The sequence below is a fragment of the Pseudomonas sp. TH10 genome (genome assembly GCF_016651255.1).
Classification (GTDB): domain Bacteria; phylum Pseudomonadota; class Gammaproteobacteria; order Pseudomonadales; family Pseudomonadaceae; genus Aquipseudomonas.
In genome coordinates this window covers 1-24682 of the sequence record NZ_JAEKEG010000109.1, presented here as the reverse complement: position 1 = coordinate 24682, position 24682 = coordinate 1, and the positions used below count along the sequence as shown (strand labels likewise).

Below are 24682 nucleotides of genomic sequence, written 5' to 3'. Positions count from 1 at the left end.
ATATGGGCGAGAGCTCAGAGTTGGCCCAAGAAATGAGCACTAAATTGTGAAGTATCTGATTAAAAATATGGGATTGCTGTTTTTTGCACAGTTATGCGCTTATCTAATACCCATTCTTGAAATTCCCGTGCTAGCAAGGGCGTTGGGCGTCCAAGAGTATGGAAAAGTAGTTCTTATCCAGTCTGTGGCGTTGCTGTCTTCATTAGTAGTGGAGTACGGGTTTTCTCTAAGCGGTTCTAGACAGATAGCACTGGCGAGTGGTGAAAAACAATCTCTCGCAAGAATATATGGGGAAATTTTCTCCGCTAAGCTTCTGATTGTAGCAATAGTTGCACTGATTGGTACGGTAGTCTGCCTTATTAAAGGGTCATATTTTTTTGATGCAAAACTGATCTTTCTAGGGTTCTTGTATTTCTTGGCGTTCGGGTTTAGTCCATTTTGGTTCTTTCAAGGCTTGGAGAAAATAAGCTTTGTTGTAATAATGGAAGTTTTGTTGCGTTTCGCGAGCCTGCTGTTATTGTTTTTGTTCGTGAACTCTGCGGATGACGCATTTTTAGCGCTCTGTATAATGTCTAGTTTGGGGTTGTTGAATACGATCCTGGGGAACGCACTGTGTTTGAAAAAGGTAGGGCGACTGATTTTTAGTTTTCACGGTGGCTTGCAGCAGCTAAAAATTGGTTTTCATGTGTTTATATATAAGAGTTCGAATAATATACTCCTAAGCGCTGGACCGTCTTTGGTTGGCGCCACATCTGGCCACGTTGCTGTAGCATCGTATGTCCCGGCCGAGAAAATTATTCGTGGTTTCGTGGGTTTCGTTAATCCTGTTTTGATTGGCTTTTTTCCTTATCTGAACAGGCAATATCTTTCATCCAAACAAAATACAATCCGTCTATCATTGTTTATTGTGTTAGGAATGTTTATTGCCGGAGTATTCGCATCGAGCGCGATATTTTTTGTCGGAGACTTTCTAATTAGAAGTGTTCTAGGTCAAGAATATTTAGTGGCCAGTAGTATACTTAAGATATTCGTCTGGATTATACCTTTTAGATTGGCTAATCAGGCTCTCGGGTTATGTATGTTAATACCGATGGGCAAAGATAGAATAACTAGTGGCCTTATTATGTTTTTTTCAATTCTGTCAATTTTGATGGCTGCTGCTCTCTCTATTTGGTATGGAGTTGATGGAGTGGTTTTTGGATTCGTTCTTGCTGAGATTTGTCTATTCTTCGCATTGATAGCCGTTGTGGCAAAAATGACACTCCAGTCATTAAATGGTGATAAAAAATGATTACTATCGTCACTGCGACTTATAATCGAGCGTCAACCATTCCGAGATTATATAGCAGTCTTTGTGCTCAAAGCTGCCTGGATTTTGAGTGGGTAGTCGTTGACGATGGGAGTGTCGACGATACGCCAAAATTACTAAATGAGATTTCCGAAGCATCACCATTCCCGATCAGAGTGATTCAGCAGAAAAATGGTGGTAAGCATGTTGCGTTAAATACCGGCGCCCAGAATGCGTTGACACCGTGGATTTTGATAGTTGATAGCGATGATGCTTTGGTTTCATCTGCTGTTGAAACAGTGACAGCAGAGATTCAAGGTCAAGCCGATAGAGACGTTGTTGGATGGTGCTACCGTAAAGCGTTTTTTGACATGAGTTTAGTTGGCGCGAGAGTCGACCAAGATGATTGTCCTAAATATCTGTCGCCCACTGAAGCGGGCCATCTATTTAAGGGGGATCTCGCGTATGTATTTAAGACGGAGCTACTCCTGCGGTACAAGTTTCCTGTATTTGGCGCGGAGAAATTTGTGCCAGAACTGTATATATGGAACAAAATAGGGGATGAAGGACGTATTCGTATTCATGGGAATACAGTAATTTATCTGTGTGATTATTTGGAAGATGGTTATTCAAATAACTTCTCATCTAACTTGCGAAAAAATCCTATTGGGTTTTTAACTTTTTATTGGTCTCAAATTGCCAGGGAGAAAAGTTTTTTTTATAAAATTAAGTATGCAATACGTTCTATCCAGTGTTGCATCTATGTAATGCTTAAAAGGTTATCATGAAGATATTATTTTTCATCACTAGTCTGGATGTCGGTGGTGCGGAGCGTCAGGTGCTTGACTTGGCTCAGCGCCTAGTTGCTCGCGATCATCATGTCAAAGTTGTGTATCTTACCGGTTCTGGTCGCTTGCTATCTTCTAACGAGCCTTTTGAGGTTATAGGGTTGGGAGGCGCAAAATCGCTTCGCAGTCTTATATCATGCCTCTTCGCTTTACGTGCGGTGATCAAATCTTTCAAGCCGGATGTAGTGCATTCTCATATGGTCCACGCTAATCTCTTGGCTCGGTTGGTAAGAGTCATTACCTCTATTCCACGACTTATATGTACAGCCCACAGCAACAACGAGGGTGGCAAGTTGCGAATGCTGGCATATCGCGCGACCAACTTTCTCGCGGATGTAACTACTAATGTCAGTAGTGGCGCCGTTCAGGCGTTTGAGGCTAAAGGGGCTGTAAAAAGCGGTGAAATGTTGGTGGTGCCTAATGGTATCGATACTCAAAAATTTATGTTCAACGAATCTGCTCGTTCCTTGATTCGAAGTGCTGAGGGAGTCGAGGCTGGAGATAAATTAATTCTTGCTGTAGGTCGACTTGTTGAAGCTAAAGACTATCCTAACCTGCTGCGTGCTTTCCAAATCCTATGCAGAGATGACGATACGCTTAAACTTTGGATTGTGGGCGATGGTGAATTAAAGGAGAAACTGGTCAATTTATCTATTCAATTGTCCATACATAACCGAGTTAGATTTTTAGGAGTTCGGGACAACGTATCAGATTTCTACAGTTGTGCTGATGTCTACGTTCTGTCATCGGCCTGGGAGGGTTTCGGACTGGTCGTCGCTGAAGCGATGGCCACAGAACGGGTGGTCGTTGTTACAGACAGCGGCGGCGTTAAGGAGGTGGTTGGTGACCAAGGCTTGGTAGTTTCGCCCGGTGACGCTAATGCCTTAGCTACAGCAGTGAGACGAGCGCTCGATTTTGGCCCTCGTGATGCTGAAATTTTGGGCGTTCAGGCCAGAGATAGGGTGATTGAGAGGTATTCTCTCGATAATGTTGTCACCACTTGGGTAAATCTCTATTCGGCGCCAGCGACACCTCGATGAACTGGTATTAACAGACCGCGCCTAAGGCATGGTATCGTGTTCATTTGATGCGCCAACTACGATTTTCAGCAGGTGTTCTGATGAGCGGACTGATCGCCGCCTGTTTGATCTGCGACGTATTGGAGCAAGCTCGTTTGCTACGACGAATGGATCTTTAAATGAAGATAGTGTTGATAGGGACCACAGCGGCTTGTGTTCTTGGATTCAGGGCCGATTTGATTCAGGCATTGGTGGCAAGGGGAGATCAGGTTTATGCCTTTGCGCTTGACTTCGACGCTGAAACGCGGGCAAAAGTTAGAGCTCTTGGAGCTGAGCCTGTTGACTACATTTTCAGTCGGGCGGGCCTGAATCCATTTGGCGACATTTTAAATACTTATAAACTGTCAAAACTTATCAAAAAAATTTCGCCGGACCTTGTCTTCAGCTACTTCTCAAAGCCTGTGATTTTTGGAACATTAGCCGCTGCAATGGCGGGTGTTAAGAGACGCATTGGTATGCTTGAAGGCCTTGGTTATGTCTTCACCGAGAAGCCTGAGGGAGCATCGTTGAAAGGAAGGATTTTGAAATGCGTACAGGTTTTTTTGTACAGAATTTCATTTCCTTTTCTTGAAAGAATAATTTTTCTTAACAAAGATGATCCTATCGATCTGATTGAAAAGCACAAGCTTAAAGTCCGAAAAATAAGCGTGCTGGGCGGTATTGGATTGAATTTGCGGAATTATCCTTATTCTGAACCTCCAGTCAGCCCCGTAAGCTTTATCTTTGTCGGTCGCTTGCTTGCGGAGAAAGGGATAAACGAATTCATTGAGGCCGCACGATTAGTCAGATCGAAGTCAGACTCCGCTACATTTGTGATGTTGGGTGGTCTGGATGAGACAAATCCCGGCGGTCTGAGCTTGAGCGATGTCAGCAAATTAGTCAGTGAGGGATTGGTAGATCACCGTGGTCACGTTGACAACGTAGCTGGCTGGCTTTCTAACTCCAGTGTGTTTGTGCTTCCATCCTATCGAGAGGGAGTTCCTCGAAGTACTCAGGAAGCCATGGCTATTGGTCGTCCGGTTATTACCACAGATGTACCTGGTTGCCGGGAAACGGTAAGGGAGGGGTTAATGGCTTTATAGTCCCCCCGTGGTCCCCGGAAGCGCTTGCCGAAAAAATGCTATATTTTATAAGGCATCCAGATCAGATTAAGATAATGGGATTGAATAGCTTCAAAATTGCGCAAGAAGATTTTGATGCTCGTCAAGTAAATGATCGGTTGATGAGCTATTTTCAGTGAGCAGCTCCTTATTGGAAGTTTTGGTGAGTTAATGGAATTTTCTCGTGAAACAGTTTTGTTGACAGGAGCCTCTGGATTTGTCGGGGGCGCAATTTTGCGCGAGATGGCTCATCGAGATATTTTTAATATTAAGGTTGCCACCCGTGATCCGAGAGCGGGAGCGTCTACTACTTTTAATTCTGTATTATTTCGTGAATTAGACGCTCAACAGTGCTGGACCCAAGCTTTGGATGGGGTGGATATTATTGTTCACTCAGCAGCGCGTGTTCATGTGATGAACGAGCGGGCCGCGAACCCTTTGGCTGAGTTCCGAAAAACTAATGTCGACGGTACGTTGAATCTCGCGAGGCAAGCCGCTCAAAAGGGTGTTAAACGATTTGTGTTTATTAGCTCTATCAAAGTCAATGGTGAAGCGACTTCGTCGGGAGTTCCCTATACCGCTGACTCCCTCGCAGCCCCTGTAGATGAGTATGGTATTTCTAAGCATGAGGCCGAGATTGGCTTACTAAAAATTGCGGCTGATTCCGATATGCAGGTGGTAATAATTAGACCCGTGTTAGTTTATGGACCAGGTGTTAAGGCGAATTTTTTGACAATGATGCGTATATTGGAAAAAAATATACCGCTACCATTTGGGTCAATCAATAATAGAAGAAGTTTAGTTGCGCTGGATAACCTGGTTGATTTCGTCAATGTTTGTTTGTCTCATCCGGCGGCAGCGAATCAAATATTCCTTGTAAGTGATGGTGATGATCTGTCAACCACGCAACTTCTTAGGAAGCTGTCGCGCGCGTTGGGTAGTCATACTATCCTCCTGCCGATTCCTGAGAGAGTGATAAGATTCGCATCGAGTATTGCGGGCAAGGCGAAATTGACCGATAGATTATGCGGTTCGCTTCAAGTCGATATCACGAAAAATAAAACTTTATTGGGCTGGATACCACCCGTATCAGTGGATGAAGCCCTGAATAAAACAGTTAAACATTACCAAGGAATCGCCACTCTATGAGCGCATGGTTTCTCATACCGATTATTTTTATCGTTTCTCTGATTCTTACAAGAATGCTTCGCTTGTACGCGCTCAATAATAGTTTGATAGATATCCCAAATCTTCGGAGTTCGCACTCGATCCCTACGCCGCGCGGAGGTGGGGTTGCTATTGTGTTGAGTTTTTTGATGCTCCTCCCGCTGCTATCTTATGGAGGTTATCTCCCCTGGGCGCAGGTCATTGGCCTAGTAGGATCGGGCGGGGCAGTAGCGCTGATCGGATTTCTCGATGACCATGGACATATCGCTGCTCGTTGGAGGTTGTTGGGGCACTTCACGGCGGCGTTTTGGGCTCTATACTGGGTCGCGAGTTTACCGCCCCTGGTTTTTTTTGGTTTTGAGTTAAACTTCGGTGTACTGTCGTATGTTTTTGGGGCTTTATATCTCGTCTGGATGTTGAACCTATACAATTTTATGGATGGAATTGATGGTTTAGCGAGCGTCGAGGCTATTACAGTCTGCTTGAGCGCTGCTGTACTCTACTTTGTTGGTGGTATTGAGCAGCTAATTTGGGCTCCTCTCTTGCTAGCTTTTGCAGTAACCGGATTTCTATATTGGAATTTTCCACCTGCAAAGATATTCATGGGTGATGCCGGGAGTGGTTTCTTAGGTTTAATTCTCGCGACGCTTTCTTTACAGGCAGCGGCATTATCCCAAAAATTTTTCTGGGTATGGATAGTTCTGCTTGGCGTGTTCATTGTTGATGCTACGTTTACTTTAATCCGGCGGCTGATTAGAGGTGATAAAGTGTATGAGGCTCATAGAAGTCATGCATATCAGTTCGCCTCTAGGCGTGTAGGAAAACACCTATATGTAACGCTTGGGGTTGCATTAATAAATATAATTTGGCTTCTACCTTTGGCCTACCTAGTAGCTGTGGAATATCTAGATGGCGTTTTGGCTCTCGTCATTGCGTACTCGCCTTTAATTCTGATCGCCTTCAAATATAATGCAGGCGGAGTAGAAGTACGTTCCTAGTTTGTAAAAATTGACGTGGCTTCTGTTCTTACGCTCAGATGTGTTAATGATAAATTTCTGAGAGGATGGGTAGGTTGATTGGAGGATTTATGGATAGATTGAGAGAGTTCCTTCTCGGCTTACCGCGCCGTCAAAAGCGCCTTATTCAGGTATTGACCGATACCCTATTAGTTTGGTTTGCCCTGTGGATGGCTTTCGTGGTGAGGCTCGGGCTTGATGAGCTGACAAACCCGTTCGTTCAGCACGCATGGTTGTTTCTCAGTGCCCCGGCTGTAGCCATTCCACTATTTATTCGGTTTGGTATGTATCGCGCTGTAATGCGCTATTTTGGTAATGATGCATTAATAGCAATTATCAAAGCAGTGTCTCTTTCCTCTCTGATTCTTGGTGTGGTTGTATACTGGTATAGCAACCATGAAAATGTAGTCCCTCGGTCGATAATATTCAATTACTGGTGGTTGAGTCTGATCATGGTTGGCGGATTACGCCTGGCAATGCGTCAGTATTTTTTAGGGGATTGGTTTTCTGCTGCACAACATGTTCCATTTACTAATCGCGATAATGGGCTCACTAGGGTTGCAATATATGGAGCCGGAGCTGCAGGGAACCAACTCGTGGCTGCACTTCGAATGGGTCGCGTCATGAGGCCGGTGGCCTTTATAGACGATGATAGTTCTATCGCTGATAGGGTCATATCGGGTCTGCATGTGTACAAACCTAAACATGTTCAGCAGATGATCGAATCTACCGGCGCGCAAGAAATACTATTAGCGATTCCTTCATCTAACCGCGCAAGAAGACGTGAGATTCTAGGATTTCTTGAAGGATTTCCGTTACATGTACGCAGTATCCCAGGCTTCATGGACCTGGCCAGCGGCCGAGTTAAAGTTGATGATATCCAGGAGGTAGATATCGCCGATTTGCTTGGGAGGGATCCTGTACCTGCGCAGAGCGAGTTACTCGAACATTGTATCAAAGGTCAAGTGGTCCTTGTGACGGGAGCAGGCGGCTCAATCGGATCTGAGCTATGCCGTCAAATTATAGCTTTACACCCAACGACGCTTCTGCTTTTCGAACACAGTGAATTCAATCTTTACACTATACTTTCGGAACTAGAGCAACGCGTTGCTCGTGAGTCCTTACCTGTACGCGTTTTGCCGATCTTGGGTTCGGTTCAAAATCAGGACAAACTCTTAGATGTAATGAAAACATGGCAAGTTGCTACGGTTTACCACACAGCGGCCTATAAACACGTACCAATGGTCGAGCATAATATTGCTGAGGGAGTGCTGAACAACGTTATAGGCACGTTATATACCGCGCAGGCAGCAGTGCAAGCTGGTGTTGACAATTTCGTACTGATATCTACTGATAAAGCTGTGCGGCCGACCAATGTTATGGGCAGCACCAAGCGCCTGGCTGAACTCACGCTTCAGGCTTTGAGTTGCGAACGTGCTCCAGTTATGTTTCGCGATATTACGAACGAGCCGAAGCCTAATAAAACCAGGTTCACTATGGTTAGATTTGGCAATGTTCTAGGTTCGTCTGGATCTGTAATACCGTTGTTTCATAAGCAAATTAAATCCGGCGGTCCGCTTACGGTTACGCATCCTAAAATCACGCGTTACTTTATGACTATCCCTGAGGCCGCGCAGTTGGTGATCCAAGCTGGCTCGATGGGCCAAGGCGGTGATGTATTTGTATTAGATATGGGCGAACCCGTCAAAATTATCGAGCTTGCAGAGAGAATGATCCATCTGTCTGGCTTAAGTGTAAGATCTGAAAAGAATATTCATGGTGACATCTCTGTAGAATTTACGGGGCTGCGTCCAGGAGAAAAATTATATGAGGAGTTGCTTATTGGCGATAATGTAGTCGCTACTCAGCACCCGATGATTATGCGTGCAAATGAAGATTATCTTTCTTGGGAATCGTTGAAAGCGAAGCTTGAAGAACTTCTTGTCGCAGTCGGGGAAGATGACTATCCACGCGTCCGCCAGCTTCTTAGGGAAACCGTCAGTGGTTATGCACCTGATGGGGATATTGTTGATTACATTTATCAACAGCGACGTCTCTTCTCTTAAGTAATCGAAAAATAAAAAGCCATGCTTAAACAAGCATGGCTTTTTGTTAGTCGTAGAAATTTAGCAGTTATAGCCTTGGGTAATGTCGACTGTAGGCGCTTCATGGACACCTCATTAAACGTAGGATCTATGTCTACCGTAGCATGTATAGCGTAGTTTCATGGCCGAGGACATCGAAATCTCCCGCACTCGGTAGTTGCGCAGTGCGTTCAAGTGCGAGGCGCAGTCATTTATGGGGCTACTGACCCTCGACTTTAGCGATTTGGACCGAACTTAGAGGGCGCCCAACACTCCTTTGAGACGTTATAATGCTGCAACTAGCGAACTGCTTATGACCGTCCACGTTCTCCTATCAAAGCTTCCGTACCAGGCAAAAGGCTGCGCCGCGCCCATCGACGATCTGTTCCAGCTAGGCTGTCCTGCCCAGATTGCGAAATTTGAGTCGTTGATGATCCCGCATCAGATGTCTTCACTGTTGAGCGCGGACAGGCATGCGAAGCGAACCAATCTTAAGGTACGATGTTAGGCGGTGCTCGCTGTGATTGGACGTAGCGGTATTTGCTGTTCAACATGCTTGATTACTATCTACGCAACTCCAATCGGGCGGCCATTCTCTATTCAGCGGGTTCAAGAGCGTCGACAGCTAGCAGAATTCGACTTCGAGTATCTGCCTATATCCTGCCCTACGCAGATGCGTGTAATATTCCATCGTATTTTTGGCCGCTACGCCGATTGGGGAAATGGATGAATTCGTCGAAATATATTGCCGGGATAGACGGCTTGCGCGCAATTGCGGTGCTGAGTGTTTTAGTTTTCCATGCGGGATTTGAGTATTTCAGTGGTGGGTACGTCGGTGTAGATGTATTTTTTGTGATAAGCGGGTATTTAATTACCGGACTTATCTTGAGTCAAATAAGGACAACCGGGTCTTTTTCTTTCAGAGATTTCTACGCTCGTAGAGTTAGGCGTTTGTTTCCAGCGTTATTCGCAACAATGACGCTGACATTCTTTTTCGCTGCGTTATTATTTACTCCTCAGCATTTTCAGAGACTAGGCGGAGAGATAATTAGCTCAATTCTATCCGTTTCTAACTATTTTTTTGGAGTGAAAGTGGCTATTTTGATACTGCCTCTGAATTCAAGCCCTTGCTGCATACTTGGTCGCTAAGCGTTGAGGAGCAGTTCTATCTCCTGTGGCCGTTAATATTAGTCTTTCTTAGTCAGAAAAAAAATAAAAAAGCTCTATGGATCGCGATTGCTGTCGGTGGACTCTTGAGCTTTGGTATAAATATCCTATTCACCAATGAGTTTATTAGCTCCTCTGCCCTATGGCAAAGTATAACTGACGGCAAAAAAGTTGATTCAGCGTCGCTTATATATTTCTTCACTCCCTTTAGAATTTTTGAATTTGCAATCGGTGCTGCGTTAGTTTTAATCCCAAAGCCGAGCAGCAACGGAATCAGGCTCGACGTTCTTTTTTCTATTGGCTTAGCATTAATTTTGTACGCTGTGTTCAGCTACACCGAAGCAACTCTCTTTCCCTCTTATAATGCACTTGCACCATGTGTCGGTGCGGCATTAATTATATATTCTATCGATGCTAAATATTTAGGATGGATAGTTCGTAATAGGCTAATGGTTAAGATTGGGGTAATTAGCTATTCGCTTTACTTGGTTCATTGGCCAATAATAGTTTTCTATAAATATTACACTCAATCTCCACTTGATTTTTCAGACAAAGTAGCAATTATTTTTCTTTCGGTTGTGATTGGGTTTTTTCTCAAAAATATATTGAAGCTCCATTTAGAATAAACACTAAATTCCGAGCAGCAAAACGGATTACCTTTCTTCCCGCCTGCGGAGCATTGTCTTTATCATTGATCGTCTTGGCATGCACTGCATTATTAGGCAATGGGTGGAAATGGCGCATAGATGAACTGCCGTCGGGTGTTGCGGAGCAATTGTCAAATTCTAAACAATTTCATATTGACCAATATGGTGGAGCTGATTACCCGTATACAGGCTGGATAAGTGGAGGGAAATCTGGCGTGGCAGATATAGTCATTATTGGCGATAGTCATGCCAGACATTACGCTACTGGTTTTGACTTAGAAATCGGTAAACCACTTGGTAAAAATATTTACATAAGTCATTTTGGATGTTTAGTGCTTCCGGGAATGTCGAAGATCGTCAAAGATGAAAATTACGAACAGGGTTGCCAAAAAGCTCTAACTGATGCGATGAACATTATCAACGTAAGCCCCAACGCGATTATTGTTGTCGGTGAGCGTTGGGAGGAACAGTTGATTTTTGCGGCAGAAAAGGGGTCAAAAGAGAACCTTCCTGGTGGTAACGGGATACAGAGTTATATCTTTATAACCAAAAAAATTGCCGAACTTAAAACTAATATAGGTACGAGGCAGCTTGTAATCATTGGTAGCGTGCCCGGTGCAGGCAACCCGGACGTTAGCGGCTGTTTTAGCCGCCCCAAACTTTTTAATTCTAACTGTGAACGACGTTTAGGTATCATGGAAGCGGCCACTACCACTACTCCGGGAAACAAAATACTAGAGGACTTCGCGAGGTCAAATGCTGGTATAACGTTCCTGAATCCATATGCTGCTTTTTGCAATGATGGTTTCTGCAGGTCTTATGGTAACGAAAAAGTTTACTACAGTGATGAGTTTCATTTGTCCAAAGCCGGTTCGATTGCAGCTATCAGGTTTTTCAAAAGTGATTTTCTCCACTTGTTAAGGAGTGACGACAATAATTTAAGTCAATAAGGCTCAAGCCTTGAGTGTTGATAATGCCAGACTTCACAGTCGATGAAGAGCGTCCCTTCTTTGCGGTGAAGCTAGGTGCATCGTTGGTTTAGGGTGTCAATGCAGAGTTTATGCGGACACCTGCTTTACCTAAGATTACAGTCTCCACTGCGCGACTAAGCTGGCACCATTACGCGGGGAGATCGACACAGTTCCAGATAACGCTGGCGGAAACACCTATTTGGCTCACCGAAGGTGTCAAGATTTTACTTACTGCGCAACCGGCAGACAGCGCGTTGCCGGTGCGCTTTATTTCTAAAGTAGCGCAACAGAATGCGTGAGTGGCATGTTTAAGACTTGATTGGATACTCAATTAATTTGGTTAATCCGGTTCTCAGTGAGGTCTTATTTACTATTTTATAATGTGAAGTTAATTTGGTGTTATTAGCTAAAGAGTGCCTGATATCGCCGGCGCGCGCGGGAGCGTAGATGACATTGGGTGAAGATTTATTTATTTCACTTAAGACGTTGATCAGTTGATTTATTGTAGTTGACTTATTAAACCCAACATTGATCGGGCCGGCATCGACTATTGCAGCTTCTAATGCTTGAACCAAAATCTGAACAAGATCGTCGACATAAACAAAATCTCTGGTCTGCTCGCCGTCCCCGAAGACTGTTATAGGTAAATTTTTCTGGACTCTATCAGCGAATATGCTAATAACTCCTGAGTATGGTGATGCTGGATCTTGGCGAGGACCAAAAATATTGAAGAATCGAAAAATGGCTGACTCGAAAGCGTGGTGGCGCCTATAGAAATCAATGTAATATTCGCTTGCCAGTTTGTCTGATGCATAGGGGTCAGCGGCGATTTCGGAGTGTCCTCAGCGATGGCTTTCCCTTCTCCGTTTCCACCATATACAGCAGCACTGGAGGCGAATAATATTCGACTGATTTTTAATTGTCGCATCGCTTCGCACACATTCAGTGTGCCAAGAAAATTACTTTGATGAGTATTGATCGGATCGTCTACTGAAGCCTGAACTGATGCTACGGCCGCTAAGTGAACCACTGCTGTGCACCCATTCATTGCTTGCGCAACCGCTACTGGATCAGCAATGTCCCCTTCTATCAACTGTACGAGTGGATTCTCAAGTGGGAGGTTGCTACGCTTTCCAGTCGATAAGTTATCAAATACTCTAACCCTGTATCCTCTCTTAAGTAGAATGTCCGTCAGGTGGGAGCCGATGAATCCAGCTCCTCCAGTGATGAAAATTACACCTTTATTCATTCTAGGTCTCACATAGAAAATAAACTTTGTTAAATATAAATAAAAGTTTGATTAATGTTTTTAGTTAAGTTGTGAATTATACATCGCTTTTGGCTGCTAAGCACTTACTGGGCTTCGGGGAGTCGCATCTAGTCCAACCTTATCTTTCGACACTGTCTGGTCGAGATATTTCGACCGAACCTTTTCTGCAATTCTGAGCCTATGCCGACTGACAAATGAGACTACTACGTTCAATTTTTTCCTTGAATCGAGTCGTAGTCAGATCCTGAATTGTTTCACATTAAGCAACAGACACACTTTTGACAGGCCCCATGCATCGTCTAAATTTGGAAGGCAGCTTCGGAGAAGCTGCTTTCCCAAATCGATGAAATGGAGCTTCAACTATGCGTACTGGATATTTTTCTTCCCTGGTTTTTGCACTCCTCACCAGCCTCTCTCTCACCACCCATGCGGCCCCTGCGCCGAAAGCCGAACCTGCCGCGCCAAGCGCAACACAGCAAATCGCTCCCGACCCGCAGGCAGTCAAGGTCGATCTCAACAAGGCTGACGCCATCACTCTTCAGCGTGACCTGGTAGGGGTAGGCGAGGCGAAAGCACAAGAGATTGTTGCGTATCGTGATATGAACGGTCCATTCGCTACGGTGGACGAACTGCTCGAAGTCAAAGGGATTGGTAAGGCGATCCTGGATAAAAACCGCGAAAGGCTGGTGCTGAACTAAGCTTAACAGCGAGCTTGCAAGGCCGGTCATTGACCGGCCTTTTTGCATTCTGGCCATCGTGATTGTGCTCGCCTTTCGTCGACCCCTTGAAGATTATGACTATCATATTATCTTTAGATTATGCATATAATAAAATGGTCGCCAGTTAGCGAGCGACATTCTCGGCCTCCCACCACTCAAAAATCCCCACAGGAGTACACCGATGACCTCCCCCAATCTCAAGGAACAGCCCTCATCACCGGCGCCTCTTCCGGCATCGGTGCCATCTACGCCGAGCGCCTCGCCACCCGTGGCTTCGACTTGCTGCTGGTAGCCCGCGACCAGGAACGCCTGGAAGCCGCGGCGACCAGACTGCGCGCAAGCCACGGTGTGCAGGTTGAAGTGCTGAAGGCAGACCTGACGCAAAAAGACGATGTGCTGAAGCTTGAACAACGCCTGCGCAGTGACTCCAGCATCAGCCTCCTGTTGAACAATGCCGGTGTCGCGGCGGATGGGCTGTTGGCCAATTCGGACCTGGATCAACTTGAGCGCCTGATTCAACTCAACATAACCGCCGTCACCCGGTTGGCTTCAGCAGCGGCAGCCGGTTTCGCCAAGGCGGGTCGTGGCACGATTATCAATATCGCCTCGGTCGTGGCGCTGTTTCCTGAGCGCTTCAACGCGACTTACAGCGCCAGCAAGGCATATGTGTTAAGTCTGACCCAGTCCTTGAATGCGGAACTGGATGGTACAGGCGTCAAAGTCCAGGCCGTTTTGCCGGGTGTAACCCGCACTGAGATCTGGGAGCGCTCCGGCATTGATGCATCGCAGATCCGGCGGACATGGTGATGGAGGCGGGGGAGATGGTTGATGCTGCTCTGTCGGGTTTGGACCAGGGTGAGCTTGTCACCATTCCCTCGTTGCCCGACGCGGCCGATTGGGATGCCTTTGTAGCGGCGCGTCATGTGATGGCGCCGAATTTGTCCAAGAGCAAAGCTGCCGCACGTTACAAGTGAGGCGGCTTGAGGTGTTTGCAGTATGAGTGATCGTCGAGTGGTTGTAACAGGCATGGGCCTGGTGTCGCCTTTGGGCACGGGTGTCGACGCGGTTTGGGCGCGGCTGCTGGCGGGGCAGTCCGGGTTGCGCACGTTGCCGGACGCTGTGGTGGCCGATTTGCCGACCTCGGTAGGTGGTGTGGTGCCGTTGCTGGCTGATGATGCCGAGGCGGGGTTCGACCCGGATCGGGCGACGCCGCCCAAGGAACAGAAGAAGATGGACCGCTTTATCGTGTTTGCGATGGAAGCGGCGCGTCAGGCGCTGGAACAGGCCGGTTGGCAGGCGCTGGATGCCACTGCCCAAGAGCGCACGGCGACGATCATCGGCTCGGGCGTGGGTGGTTTCGGGGCGATTGCCGATGCGGTGCGTACCACGGACAGTCGTGGGCCGCGGCGTCTGTCGCCGTTTACCATTCCGTCGTTCCTGGTCAACCTTGCGGCCGGCCATGTGTCGATTCGGCACGGCTTCAAAGGCCCGTTGGGTGCTCCGGTGACGGCGTGTGCGGCCGGGGTGCAGGCGATTGGTGATGCAGCGCGGCTGATCCGCTGTGGCGAGGCGGATATTGCGGTGTGTGGTGGAGCGGAAGCCTCGATCGATCGCGTCAGTCTTGCCGGTTTTGCGGCGGCGCGGGCCTTGTCCAGCGGCTATAACGATACGCCCGAGCGCGCTTCGCGACCGTTCGACAGTGGCCGTGACGGATTTGTCATGGGCGAGGGCGCCGGCCTTCTGGTGATCGAATCCCTGGAACATGCCCTGGCCCGTGGTGCCAAGCCCTTGGCGGAACTGGTGGGTTACGGTACCAGCGCGGATGCTTATCACCTGACCGCCGGCCCTGAAGATGGCAGCGGTGCGCGCCGGGCAATGGCCTTGGCATTGGCGCAGGCGGGTATCACTCCGGATCAGGTGCAACACCTGAATGCTCATGCGACTTCAACGCCGGTCGGCGATCTCGGGGAGCTGGCGGCGATCAAATCGTTGTTCGGCACCGAGAACAAGATCGCGGTCACAGCGACCAAGTCGGCTACCGGGCATCTACTGGGTGCAGCGGGCGGGATCGAGGCGATTTTCACCTTGTTGGCGATTCGTGATCAGGTGGCGCCGGCCACGCTCAACTTCGACAACCCGGACCCGGCCACCGAAGGCGTGGACATTGTCCATGGCCAGGCGCGGCCGATGGCGATCGAGTACGCGCTGTCCAACGGCTTCGGCTTCGGCGGGGTCAATGCCAGCGTGCTGTTCAAGCGCTGGCAGGGCTAGTCCCGGGACTGCTTCAAGTGTTCGCGCGTGACGTCGAGGATCCGCTGGGCCAGTCCGGGGCTCTCGACGCTGCGTGATAACAGTAGTGCTCCTACCAGGGTCGACATGATGACAATGCTGCGGTCGTCGGCATGTTCGCCCTCCAGCGTGCCTTGCACTTGTTCAAGCCTGGCGTTGAGGACGGCATCAGTGGTCGGGCTCGGCTGACCGCGCAAGCCCAGCTCGGAGGACATGGTCGGCAGCGGGCAGCCTTGGTGGGGCGAAGTCTGGTGCCACTCGGACAGATAACTGTCGATGAAAGCGTCCAGTGGTCGTTCCTCAGCGAACAACATGGCGCAGTGCGCGTCGAGTTCTTCGCCGGCCGCCTGCAGGGCCTTCTCCACCAGTTCGTCCTTGGACGAAAAGTGGGAATAGAAACCGCCGTGGGTCAGGCCCAATGCTTTCATCAGGGGTTGCAGGCCGGTCGCGCCAATACCGTCACGTCGGAAGCGTGCGGCAGCTTCCTTGATGATGCGTTGATGGGTTTGGGCTTTGTGATCCTGCGAATAACGCATCTGAAATCTCCACGGCAATACTTCATCTTAACCAAGGAAGCTTAGATGGTGACTGTCTTCTATTCCTAAAAAAGCACCCGGAAGCTTCAAAGCGCAACCTGGCATGAATAGTGTTTGCTCGCCTGCAGACTTTTATTAATCCGGGACCGCTGAGCCTTGGCGGTCTGCCTGAGCGAGGAGACGATCATGTTCAAAGATTACCCGGCGGCCTATCAGGTCAGCAAAGGCGCGGCTTTGCAGGTGGACACCGCGTTTTACAACCGAATTCGTGAGGCGCAGGACGCTCGCACGCTGATCGAGCAATTTGAGGTGCCGATTCGCACCGGGCGCGCATGGCATGTCCCGGCTGGGCATGTGTTTCGAGTTACCACACCGGTCGGGCCACAAGTGGGTGATTTTAACGTCTGGAATGCCAACGATCCCCGCGAACGCCTGTGGGCGGCCCGCACCCGTCAACTGCAAGGCGCGCATGTCAGTACCCATGACCGGCTGTGGTCGAACCTGCCCTTTTTGCGGCCATTGGTGACCATCACCGATGACAGCCTGGCCGCTTACGGCGTCGACGAACACGGTGGCCGCTTGCACGACCTGCTGGGCACGCGTTGCGATCCCTATGTGAACAAAATGCTCACGGGCGAGGACTTTCACCATCATTGCCATTCGAACCTGACCCGGGCCGTATTACCCCATGGTCTGACCGAGTTCGACGTGCATGACGTGTTGAATATTTTCCAGTGCACGGGCCTCAATCATGACGACATGTACTTCATGAAAGCCTGTCCGGCGCAGAAGGGCGATTACCTGGAATTCTTTGCCGAGATTGATCTGCTGTGTGCGCTGTCGACCTGCCCGGGAGGGGATTTGTCTTTGCCGATGTGGGGGCCGGACGCGCAGGATCCGTTGAGCGTATGTCGTCCGCTTGGAGTGGAGATTTATCGGTTGGAAGATGAGTTGCTGGAAGGTTGGAGCCAGCCCGAGCGTGCTGCATACAACGGGATGCACGGCCTGCACATCGCCAAGGCAGACTGGGAAAAATAAAAAAGATCGCAGCCTCCGGTAGAAGCTGCCGAAGGCTGCGATCTTTTGATCTTAAGGTTCAGCGATTTTTTGCTTCCTTGGCGTCCATGTCCGCATTGCGTTCGGCGACGCGTTTACGTTGCTCGTCGGTGAGTTCGACCTTGTGGGCAGTGTCACGCAGCATCATCAGACCGCCAACGATCGAGCCGATTGCAACGACCAGAATCAACCAGGCATACCAGGGCATAACGGCTCTCCTTAAATGGCAGATCGACAGACGAGATTTTCGTCGTGCGATGCTGCTTACCACTTTTGAGCGAAGTGACTTCGCAGTGGTTCCATTCTAGGCCTGTTATGCATTACGCATATCCCTGTAGGAGCTGCCGAAGGCTGCGATCCTTTGACTTTGCTGTCTTAAAAAACAACATCAACAGATCGCAGCCTGTGGCAGCTCCTACATGAGTGAGTGGCCCGTGAGCATGGCGTCGGCCGGGGCGTTGGCGCGAAGTTGACCGGTCAGCAGGAAGTAGATGAAGCCCACGGCCATGAAGCCGAGGAAGATCAAGCCGATCAGCGCGTTGAACCACGCCATCGCCACCAGACACACCACTGCCAGCACCAGCGCAATCATCGGGACCAGCGGGTAGCACGGCGCGCGGAAAGTCCGCTCCAGATTCGGTTCGGTTTTGCGCAGCTTGAACAGGCTGAGCATGCTCATGATGTACATCACGATCGCGCCGAACACCGCCATGGTGATCATCGCGGCGGTGAGGGTCATGCCGCCGAGGTTGATCAGGCCGTCGCTGTAAATGGCGGCAATGCCGATGATGCCGCCGGCGATGATCGCGCGGTGTGGCGTCTGGAAGCGCGACAGTTTCGCCAGCGAGGCCGGCAGGTAACCGGCGCGGGCGAGGGCGAAGAACTGCCGCGAGTAGCCAAGGATGATCCCGTGGAAACTCGCCACCAGTCCGAACAAGCCGATCCACACCAGCATGTGCAGCCAGCCGGAATTGTCGCCGACCACGGTTTTCATCGCTTGCGGCAGGGGATCGTTGATGTTCGCCAGGGTGCGCCAGTCGCCGACGCCGCCAGCAAAGAACATCACGCCCATGGCCAACAGCACCAGAGTCAGAATGCCGCTGATGTAGGCCTTGGGAATCGTGCGTTTCGGGTCCTTGGCTTCTTCGGCAGCCATGGCCGCGCCTTCGATGGCGAGGAAGAACCAGATCGCGAACGGGATCGCGGCAAACATCCCGGCAATCGCTGGCGCGCCGAACACATCCGAACCGGCCCAGCCATTGAGGGCGAAATTGCTGAAGCTGAAGGCCGGGGCGACCACGCCCATGAACACCAGCAACTCGGCGACGGCGAGTACGCAGACGATCAACTCGAAGGTCGCCGCCAGTTTCACGCCAAGGATGTTCAAGCCCATGAACACGATGTAGGCGCCGACCGCCGCGTGTTTCGGATCGAGCGCGGGGAATTGCACGTTGAGGTAAGCGCCAATGGCCAAGGCAATCGCTGGTGGTGCGAAGACGAATTCGATCAACGTTGCCAGCCCGGCGATCAACCCGCCTTTTTCGCCGAACGCCCGGCGGCTGTAGGCAAATGGCCCGCCAGCGTGGGGAATCGCAGTGGTCAGTTCGGTGAAGCTGAAGATGAAGCAGGTGTACATGGTCGCGACCATGAAGGAGGTCACCAGAAAGCCCAGCGTTCCGGCGACACCCCAGCCGTAACTCCAGCCGAAATACTCCCCGGAAATCACCAGCCCGACGGCGATGCCCCACAGGTGCAGCGTGCCCAGTGTGGGTTTGAGTTGTGTGTTCATGCGTTTGCTCCCTGAACGGTTTGGAAAGCTCGGGGGAGGGCGCGTGCAGTGGGCGTGCCAGTCTACTTTTGGAGGTCGTAAAGCGCTGAAAGCTGTCGTATCGGGGATGTTCGCCACCGGATATCGGCGAGTGCTTGCGCCAGTCGAGGGCATTCATGGCTGATATGCCGTCTTCGCGCGCAGATTTTGCCAAACCTGACACTAACTTTGTGGCGAGGGAGCTAGCTCCCAATGGGCTGCCAGTAGACCCGGTTTGGGGCCGCTTCGCGCCCCAGCGGGAGTAACTCCCTCGCCACAGGCGGGCGGCTGGCCTTAAAGGGTTTGTTTTGCCAAGCACTCCTGCAGCGCGGCTGCCCACTGAGGCTGGCTCACGCCCCACTCCTGCTCCAGACGGGTGCAATCCAGTCTCGAGTTCAGCGGGCGTTCGGCTGGCGTCGGGTAATCACTGGAGGGGATAGGTAGCAGGTTCGCGCAGGGCGCTCCGCGCTCGCGCAACGCGTCTCCGATGGCCTGAGCAAAACCAAACCATGATGTTTCACCTTGGGCGGTCAAGTGATAAATCCCCCAGGCACCCGCATCGCCGTACTGCCAGCGCTTAATCAGAGCAAGGGTGCTGGCCGCGATTGTTCCTGCCCAAGTGGGTGCGCCGATCTGATCGGCAACGATGCGCAGTTCCGGTTTTTCCTGCAGCAAACGTTGCATGGTCAGCAGGAAGTTGCGCCCGTGGGTCGAGTACACCCAGCTGGTGCGCAGGATCAGGTGCTGGCCTTGCACCTGGGTTATCGCTCGCTCCCCCGCCAATTTGCTATTGCCGTAAACGCCCAGCGGATTAGGCGCATCTTCCTCTGTGTACGGCCCAGGCTTCGAACCGTCGAATACATAGTCGGTGGAGTAATGAATCAATGGGATGCCAAGCACCAATGCTTCTTCGGCGAAAATGCCCGGGGCGATCCCATTGATAGCCAAAGCGGCTTCGGGCTCGCTTTCTGCCAGATCGACGGCGGTGTAGGCGGCGGCATTTATAATCAGGTCGGGACGCACCCGTTGAACCTGTTGGCGGATCTGATCGGGATGCGCCAGGTCCATCTGATCGCGCCCTGATACGATCAACTCGCCGACTGCGCCAAGACACCGCTGCAACTCCCGGGACACCTGACCATGCTGGCCACTGATGAGGATTTTCATTGGATGCCCATGAGTCATTGCCCTTCGCCGGCCAGCTTCGCCAGGTACTGCCCATAACCGGTCTTGCCGAAATAGCGAGCGCGATCCAGTAATTGTTTGCGGTCGATCCACTTGTTTTCGTACGCTATCTCTTCAAGGCAAGCCACTTTCAAGCCTTGCCGATGCTCGATGGTCTGCACGTACTGTGACGCTTCGAGCAGGCTGTCGTGGGTACCGGTGTCCAACCAGGCGAACCCTCGCCCGAAACGTTCGACCTGCAGGTCGCCGCGCGCAAGGTAGGCATTGTTCACGTCGGTGATTTCCAGCTCGCCCCGCGCTGAAGGCTTCACGGCCCTGGCAATCTCGACGACATCGTTGTCGTAAAAGTACAGGCCGGTAACGGCATAGCTGGACTTCGGGGATTTCGGTTTTTCTTCAATCGACAGCGCGCGGCCTGCACTGTCGAAATCGATCACGCCAAAGCGCTCGGGGTCTTTGACCCAGTAACCGAAGACGGTGGCACCAGAGGCGCGGTTTGCCGCGCTCCGCAGTTGTTCGCCGAAGTGCTGGCCATGGAAGATGTTGTCACCGAGAATCAGGCACACCGGATCGTCGCCTATGAACGCTTCGCCAATCAAAAAGGCCTGAGCCAGACCATCCGGTGACGGCTGCTCGGCATAGCTGAAGTTCACCCCAAATTGACTCCCATCACCCAGTAGATTGCGATACTGCGGCAGATCGTGCGGGGTGGAAATCAGCAGGATGTCCTTGATGCCGGCCAGCATCAAAACTGAAATCGGGTAATAGATCATTGGTTTGTCGTAAACCGGCAAAAGCTGTTTAGACACACCGAGTGTGATTGGATGCAGGCGCGTACCGGATCCGCCTGCCAGAACGATACCTTTCATCATGCGAGCAGTTCCCGAGTATTGATGGCGCCCAGGCGTTCGCCCTGATAGCTGCCGTCCTGGACGCGGCGGCACCATTCGAGGTTAGCCAGATACCACTGGACAGTTTTGCGCAGACCGGATTGGAAGGTCTCTTCAGGCACCCAGCCAAGCTCGCGCTCGATTTTGCCGGCATCGATTGCGTAACGTTGGTCGTGCCCCGGTCGATCCTGAACGAACGTGATCAGGTCGGTATACAGCGCAACGCCTTCGGGTTTTTGCGGGGCCAGTTCTTCGAGCAGGGCGCAGATGCCGCGCACTACATCGATGTTTTTCTGTTCGTTGTGGCCGCCGATGTTGTAGGTCTCGCCCACTGTACCTTTGGTTACTACCTTGAGTAGCGCCCGGGCGTGGTCCTCGACAAACAGCCAGTCGCGCACTTGCAGGCCATTGCCATACACCGGCAGCGGCTTTCCGGCCAAAGCATTGAGTATGACCAGTGGAATCAACTTTTCAGGGAAGTGGAACGGGCCGTAGTTGTTCGAGCAATTGGTCAACAGCACCGGCAGTCCGTAAGTGCGCTGCCAGGCTCGAACCAGATGGTCAGATGCCGCCTTGCTGGCAGAGTAGGGAGAGCTTGGGGCATAAGGAGTTGCCTCCGTAAACAGATCGTCGACGCCATGCAGGTCGCCGTAAACTTCGTCGGTGGAGATGTGATGAAAACGGAAAGCGCTCTTTTCGGGCTCGGCCAGGGTCTGCCAGTAGGCCCGCGCCGCTTCCAGCAAACTGTAAGTGCCGACGATGTTGGTCTGGATGAAATCCGATGGACCATCGATCGAGCGGTCCACATGAGACTCTGCAGCCAGGTGCATGATTGCTTGAGGTTGGAATCGCGTGAACACTGCACTCACGGCTGCCTGGTCAACGATATCGACCTGGACGAACTCATAACGCGTGTCACTGGCAATGCTGGCCAAGGATTCGAGATTGCCCGCGTAGGTCAGCTTGTCCAGATTGAGGACTTCATGCCCGGTCTGCGAAATCAGCTCGCGAATAAGTGCCGAACCGATGAAGCCGGCACCGCCAGTGATGAGGATACGCATGTTGTTCTGACCTGGATTCACGAGAACACCTCTGCATCCTTCAGGAACAGTGCCGCTTGATCCTTGGCGGACAGTTGTGGTGCTCCATCCAATTGCCAGTCGATGGCCAGATCCGGATCGTCCCAACGAATACTGCGCTCTGCGGACGGTGTGTAGTAGTCGGTGGTTTTATAAAGAAACTCGGCGAATTCGGACAACACCAGGAACCCGTGGGCAAAACCCTGCGGAACCCATAGCTGCCGATGATTCTTTGCAGACAACCGCACCGCAACCCATTTCCCAAAGTGCGGTGAACTGCGGCGGATATCCACCGCAACGTCCAGCACTTCCCCGGCCGTTACCCGAACCAGCTTGCCCTGGGTATTCTCCAATTGGTAATGCAGGCCCCGCAGCACGCCTTTTTGCGAGCGTGAATGGTTGTCCTGGACGAACTGGGTGTCCAGGCCGGTGGCTTCTTCGAAAGCCCTGGCGTTGAAGCTTTCGTAGAAGAAGCCACGTTCATCACCAAATACCTTCGGTTCGATAATAAGAACACCGGGCAAATCGGTGGCGATTACATTCATGGTGTTTTCTCTGGCTTTGACATTCGATGGGCGACATTCTCGGTCAAATCACCGCTCATACGCGAGCGGCAATGCTGTAAACCCCGCGTAACCTCACTCTTTACGCTTTCTTTATGCCCCGCCGCACCCCTCGCTCTCGTTCCTTTACAGCCTCCTTTCCGACAATGCCTGCACACACGGCAATACGCCGTAACACGGAGATCTTCCATGAGCGTTCTGGACGGGGTGTCACTGTTTTTGGCAGTGGGGCTGTTCATTTATCTGTTGGTTGCGCTGTTGCGCGCGGATCGGAACTAGGAGCGGCTATGCACAGTTATGACTATTGGCTGATCCTCGCGTTTTTTGCGGTGGTCTTGCTGCCGGCGCCGTTCCTCGGGCGCTTCTACTACAAGGTGATGGAAGGTCAACGCACCTGGCTGACGCCGATTCTCGGTCCGGTCGAGCGCGGCTGTTATCGCATTGCCGGGGTTGATCCGCAGGCTGAGCAGAGCTGGCAGAAATACACGCTGGCGCTGCTGGCGTTCAACCTCGCCGGTTTCCTGCTGCTGTTCGCGATTCTGTTGTTCCAGGATCACCTGCCGCTCAACCCGCAGAACCTGCCGGGTCAAGAGTGGACGCAGGCGTTCAACACCGCCGTCAGTTTCATGACCAACACCAACTGGCAGTCCTACAGCGGCGAAGCGACCCTCAGCTACTTGAGCCAGATGGTCGGTCTCACCGTGCAGAACTTCGTCAGCGCCGCGACTGGCCTCGCCGTACTGGTTGCGCTGTGCCGTGGTATCGGTCGCAAATCGACGAAAACCCTTGGCAACTTCTGGGTCGACATGACCCGCGCAACGCTCTACGGCCTGTTGCCGCTGTGCCTGTTGCTGGCGCTGTATCTGGTCTGGCAAGGCGTGCCGCAAACCTTCGCGCAGTATGTGAATGCGGTGACCCTGCAAGGCGTCGATCAAGTGATCCCGCTCGGTCCTGCAGCCAGCCAGATTGCGATCAAGCAACTGGGCACCAACGGTGGTGGCTTCTTCGGCGTCAACTCGGCGCATCCGTTCGAGAACCCGACCGCGTGGAGCAATCTGTTCGAAGTGTCATCGATCATTCTGATCCCGGTGGCGTTGGTCTTTACCTTCGGCCATTACGTCAAAGACCTGCGTCAGAGCCGCGCGATCATCGCCTGCATGCTGGCGCTGTTCCTGATCGGCGGCGCCACCTCGTTGTGGGCTGAGTACCAGCCGAACCCGAGCCTCAACAACGCGGCGGTGGAACAGACCGCGCCGCTGGAAGGCAAGGAAGCGCGCTTTGGTACCACCGGTTCGGTGCTGTGGTCGGTGACGACGACGTCGGCGTCCAACGGTTCGGTCAACGGCATGCACGACAGCCTTAACCCGCTTAGCGGCATGGTCGCGCTGGTCAACATGATGGTCGGCGAAGTGATCTTCGGCGGCGTCGGTGCCGGGCTCTACGGCATGTTGCTCAACGTGCTGATCGCGGTGTTCCTCGCCGGTTTGATGATCGGCCGTACACCGGAGTACCTGGGTAAAAAACTGCAGGCGCGGGAAGTGCAATTGCTGGTCGTGACTCTGCTGGTGATGCCGGTCGGCGTGTTGGTGCTCGGCGCGATTGCCGCGACCCTGCCAGGCCCGGCGGCCACCATCAGCAACCCCGGCCCGCACGGTTTCAGCCAATTGCTGTACGCCTACACCTCGGCCAGTGCCAATAACGGTTCGGCGTTCGGCGGCCTGAGTGCGAACACACCGTTCCATAACTTGATGCTCGGCCTGGGCATGTTGATCGGTCGTTTCGGCTACATCCTGCCCGTGCTTGCGCTGGCTGGCAGCCTGGCGCTGAAGAAAGCCGCGCCGGTCAGCCCGAACAGCTTCCCCACCCACGGCCCGCTGTTTGTGACCCTGTTGACCGTGACCATTTTGCTGGTGGGTGGCTT

The 24682-nt window shown here is 51.4% G+C and carries 21 protein-coding genes and 3 pseudogenes; 16 read left to right on the top strand and 8 right to left on the bottom strand.

Translation table 11 applies throughout. The features are described 5' to 3' along the window. Positions 1–46 precede the first annotated feature (46 nt). From JFT80_RS17125 to JFT80_RS17080, 10 genes and pseudogenes are all read left to right on the top strand, one after another. Positions 47–1291, top strand: coding sequence for an oligosaccharide flippase family protein (locus JFT80_RS17125; protein WP_201148658.1), 1245 nt, complete (start codon positions 47–49; stop codon positions 1289–1291). Beyond that, a complete protein-coding gene (locus JFT80_RS17120; protein WP_201148657.1) occupies positions 1288–2076 on the top strand; it encodes a glycosyltransferase family A protein in 789 nt (262 codons plus the stop codon). Before JFT80_RS17125 ends, JFT80_RS17120 begins: the two co-directional genes overlap by 4 nt. After that, positions 2073–3176 carry a glycosyltransferase gene (locus JFT80_RS17115; protein ID WP_201148656.1) on the top strand — a complete coding sequence of 368 codons (1104 nt, stop codon included), beginning with the start codon at positions 2073–2075 and terminating at the stop codon, positions 3174–3176. Before JFT80_RS17120 ends, JFT80_RS17115 begins: the two co-directional genes overlap by 4 nt. A gap of 158 nt (positions 3177–3334) precedes the next feature. Next, on the top strand, positions 3335–4297 hold the full coding sequence (locus tag JFT80_RS17110; RefSeq protein ID WP_242482969.1) for a glycosyltransferase family 4 protein: 963 nt from the start codon (positions 3335–3337) through the stop codon (positions 4295–4297). 189 nt (positions 4298–4486) lie between these two features. Continuing rightward, entirely contained in the window at positions 4487–5464 is a 978-nt protein-coding gene (locus JFT80_RS17105; RefSeq protein WP_201148655.1) for an SDR family oxidoreductase, read from the top strand. Next, positions 5461–6480, top strand: coding sequence for a glycosyltransferase family 4 protein (locus tag JFT80_RS17100; protein ID WP_201148654.1), 1020 nt, complete (start codon positions 5461–5463; stop codon positions 6478–6480). Before JFT80_RS17105 ends, JFT80_RS17100 begins: the two co-directional genes overlap by 4 nt. Positions 6481–6569: 89 nt before the next feature. Next, entirely contained in the window at positions 6570–8564 is a 1995-nt protein-coding gene (locus JFT80_RS17095) for a nucleoside-diphosphate sugar epimerase/dehydratase (protein ID WP_201148653.1), read from the top strand. A gap of 570 nt (positions 8565–9134) precedes the next feature. Beyond that, on the top strand, positions 9135–9731 hold the full coding sequence (locus tag JFT80_RS25590; protein ID WP_374091367.1) for an acyltransferase family protein: 597 nt from the start codon (positions 9135–9137) through the stop codon (positions 9729–9731). Then, a pseudogene (locus JFT80_RS24880) lies at positions 9701–10375 on the top strand (acyltransferase family protein); the annotation flags it as partial. The gene JFT80_RS25590 and the pseudogene JFT80_RS24880, both read left to right, overlap by 31 nt. Positions 10376–10440: 65 nt before the next feature. Beyond that, positions 10441–11346 (top strand): SGNH hydrolase domain-containing protein, encoded by a 906-nt coding sequence (locus JFT80_RS17080; RefSeq protein ID WP_201148650.1) that lies wholly within the window; start codon positions 10441–10443, stop codon positions 11344–11346. Positions 11347–11675: 329 nt separating this feature from the next. On the opposite strand, the pseudogene JFT80_RS17075 reads toward JFT80_RS17080, so the two are convergent. Next, positions 11676–12616 (bottom strand): annotated as a pseudogene (locus JFT80_RS17075) (NAD-dependent epimerase/dehydratase family protein). Positions 12617–12999: 383 nt separating this feature from the next. Between JFT80_RS17075 and JFT80_RS17070 the strand changes: the two are divergent. From JFT80_RS17070 to fabF, 3 genes and pseudogenes are all read left to right on the top strand, one after another. Further along, positions 13000–13335, top strand: coding sequence for a helix-hairpin-helix domain-containing protein (locus JFT80_RS17070; protein ID WP_201148649.1), 336 nt, complete (start codon positions 13000–13002; stop codon positions 13333–13335). A gap of 234 nt (positions 13336–13569) precedes the next feature. Continuing rightward, a pseudogene (locus JFT80_RS17065) lies at positions 13570–14330 on the top strand (SDR family NAD(P)-dependent oxidoreductase). Positions 14331–14352: 22 nt separating this feature from the next. Continuing rightward, entirely contained in the window at positions 14353–15627 is a 1275-nt protein-coding gene (gene fabF, locus JFT80_RS17060; RefSeq protein ID WP_201148648.1) for a beta-ketoacyl-ACP synthase II, read from the top strand. Here the strand turns inward: fabF and JFT80_RS17055 are convergent. After that, complete coding sequence (locus JFT80_RS17055; RefSeq protein ID WP_201148647.1) at positions 15624–16181, bottom strand: TetR/AcrR family transcriptional regulator; 558 nt, start codon at positions 16179–16181, stop codon at positions 15624–15626. The genes fabF and JFT80_RS17055 overlap by 4 nt on opposite strands. 186 nt (positions 16182–16367) lie before the next feature. Here JFT80_RS17055 and JFT80_RS17050 point away from each other — a divergent pair, with 186 nt between their 5' ends. After that, the gene (locus tag JFT80_RS17050; RefSeq protein WP_122838046.1) at positions 16368–17219 is read left to right on the top strand and encodes a DUF1989 domain-containing protein; all 852 of its coding nucleotides are present in this window, start codon (positions 16368–16370) and stop codon (positions 17217–17219) included. 58 nt (positions 17220–17277) lie between these two features. Here the strand turns inward: JFT80_RS17050 and JFT80_RS17045 are convergent, their stop codons facing one another. The 6 genes from JFT80_RS17045 to rfbC form a co-directional block, all read right to left on the bottom strand. Next, complete coding sequence (locus JFT80_RS17045) at positions 17278–17445, bottom strand: DUF2897 family protein (RefSeq protein ID WP_201148646.1); 168 nt, start codon at positions 17443–17445, stop codon at positions 17278–17280. Positions 17446–17652: 207 nt separating this feature from the next. Further along, positions 17653–19026, bottom strand: coding sequence for an ethanolamine permease (eat, locus tag JFT80_RS17040; RefSeq protein WP_201148645.1), 1374 nt, complete (start codon positions 19024–19026; stop codon positions 17653–17655). Positions 19027–19338: 312 nt separating this feature from the next. Beyond that, the gene (rfbD, locus tag JFT80_RS17035) at positions 19339–20211 is read right to left on the bottom strand and encodes a dTDP-4-dehydrorhamnose reductase (protein ID WP_201148644.1); all 873 of its coding nucleotides are present in this window, start codon (positions 20209–20211) and stop codon (positions 19339–19341) included. A 14-nt stretch (positions 20212–20225) separates the two neighbouring features. Further along, positions 20226–21101, bottom strand: a complete 876-nt coding sequence (gene rfbA / locus JFT80_RS17030; protein WP_201148643.1) for a glucose-1-phosphate thymidylyltransferase RfbA — start codon at positions 21099–21101, stop codon at positions 20226–20228. Beyond that, complete coding sequence (gene rfbB, locus JFT80_RS17025) at positions 21098–22180, bottom strand: dTDP-glucose 4,6-dehydratase (protein WP_201148642.1); 1083 nt, start codon at positions 22178–22180, stop codon at positions 21098–21100. The genes rfbA and rfbB overlap by 4 nt, the downstream gene beginning before the upstream one ends. Before the next feature lie 17 nt (positions 22181–22197). Next, positions 22198–22743: a dTDP-4-dehydrorhamnose 3,5-epimerase gene (gene rfbC, locus JFT80_RS17020; protein WP_201148641.1), complete on the bottom strand. Its 546-nt coding sequence runs from the start codon at positions 22741–22743 to the stop codon at positions 22198–22200. Positions 22744–22950: 207 nt separating this feature from the next. Between rfbC and kdpF the strand changes: the two genes are divergently transcribed. Together kdpF and kdpA are read left to right on the top strand one after the other, a co-directional pair. Beyond that, positions 22951–23040 carry a K(+)-transporting ATPase subunit F gene (gene kdpF, locus JFT80_RS17015; RefSeq protein WP_201148640.1) on the top strand — a complete coding sequence of 30 codons (90 nt, stop codon included), beginning with the start codon at positions 22951–22953 and terminating at the stop codon, positions 23038–23040. A gap of 8 nt (positions 23041–23048) precedes the next feature. After that, positions 23049–24682, top strand: a 1634-nt coding sequence (kdpA, locus tag JFT80_RS17010; RefSeq protein ID WP_201148639.1) for a potassium-transporting ATPase subunit KdpA, incomplete at its 3' end; no start/stop codon positions are given.

What these genes read in the sequence shown, in the direction of transcription:
- fabF (WP_201148648.1), top strand. Translation starts at nt 14,353, where the DNA reads ATGAGTGATCGTCGAGTGGTTGTAACAGGCATGGGCCTGGTGTCGCCT.
- rfbC (WP_201148641.1), bottom strand. Translation starts at nt 22,743, where the DNA reads ATGAATGTAATCGCCACCGATTTGCCCGGTGTTCTTATTATCGAACCG.
- JFT80_RS25590 (WP_374091367.1), top strand. Translation starts at nt 9,135, where the DNA reads ATGCTTGATTACTATCTACGCAACTCCAATCGGGCGGCCATTCTCTAT.
- JFT80_RS17120 (WP_201148657.1), top strand. Translation starts at nt 1,288, where the DNA reads ATGATTACTATCGTCACTGCGACTTATAATCGAGCGTCAACCATTCCG.
- JFT80_RS17070 (WP_201148649.1), top strand. Translation starts at nt 13,000, where the DNA reads ATGCGTACTGGATATTTTTCTTCCCTGGTTTTTGCACTCCTCACCAGC.
- JFT80_RS17115 (WP_201148656.1), top strand. Translation starts at nt 2,073, where the DNA reads ATGAAGATATTATTTTTCATCACTAGTCTGGATGTCGGTGGTGCGGAG.
- kdpF (WP_201148640.1), top strand. Translation starts at nt 22,951, where the DNA reads ATGAGCGTTCTGGACGGGGTGTCACTGTTTTTGGCAGTGGGGCTGTTC.
- JFT80_RS17095 (WP_201148653.1), top strand. Translation starts at nt 6,570, where the DNA reads ATGGATAGATTGAGAGAGTTCCTTCTCGGCTTACCGCGCCGTCAAAAG.
- JFT80_RS17110 (WP_242482969.1), top strand. Translation starts at nt 3,335, where the DNA reads ATGAAGATAGTGTTGATAGGGACCACAGCGGCTTGTGTTCTTGGATTC.
- rfbD (WP_201148644.1), bottom strand. Translation starts at nt 20,211, where the DNA reads ATGAAAATCCTCATCAGTGGCCAGCATGGTCAGGTGTCCCGGGAGTTG.
- JFT80_RS17045 (WP_201148646.1), bottom strand. Translation starts at nt 17,445, where the DNA reads ATGCCCTGGTATGCCTGGTTGATTCTGGTCGTTGCAATCGGCTCGATC.
- JFT80_RS17055 (WP_201148647.1), bottom strand. Translation starts at nt 16,181, where the DNA reads ATGCGTTATTCGCAGGATCACAAAGCCCAAACCCATCAACGCATCATC.
- rfbA (WP_201148643.1), bottom strand. Translation starts at nt 21,101, where the DNA reads ATGATGAAAGGTATCGTTCTGGCAGGCGGATCCGGTACGCGCCTGCAT.
- JFT80_RS17100 (WP_201148654.1), top strand. Translation starts at nt 5,461, where the DNA reads ATGAGCGCATGGTTTCTCATACCGATTATTTTTATCGTTTCTCTGATT.
- eat (WP_201148645.1), bottom strand. Translation starts at nt 19,026, where the DNA reads ATGAACACACAACTCAAACCCACACTGGGCACGCTGCACCTGTGGGGC.
- JFT80_RS17050 (WP_122838046.1), top strand. Translation starts at nt 16,368, where the DNA reads ATGTTCAAAGATTACCCGGCGGCCTATCAGGTCAGCAAAGGCGCGGCT.
- JFT80_RS17105 (WP_201148655.1), top strand. Translation starts at nt 4,487, where the DNA reads ATGGAATTTTCTCGTGAAACAGTTTTGTTGACAGGAGCCTCTGGATTT.
- rfbB (WP_201148642.1), bottom strand. Translation starts at nt 22,180, where the DNA reads ATGCGTATCCTCATCACTGGCGGTGCCGGCTTCATCGGTTCGGCACTT.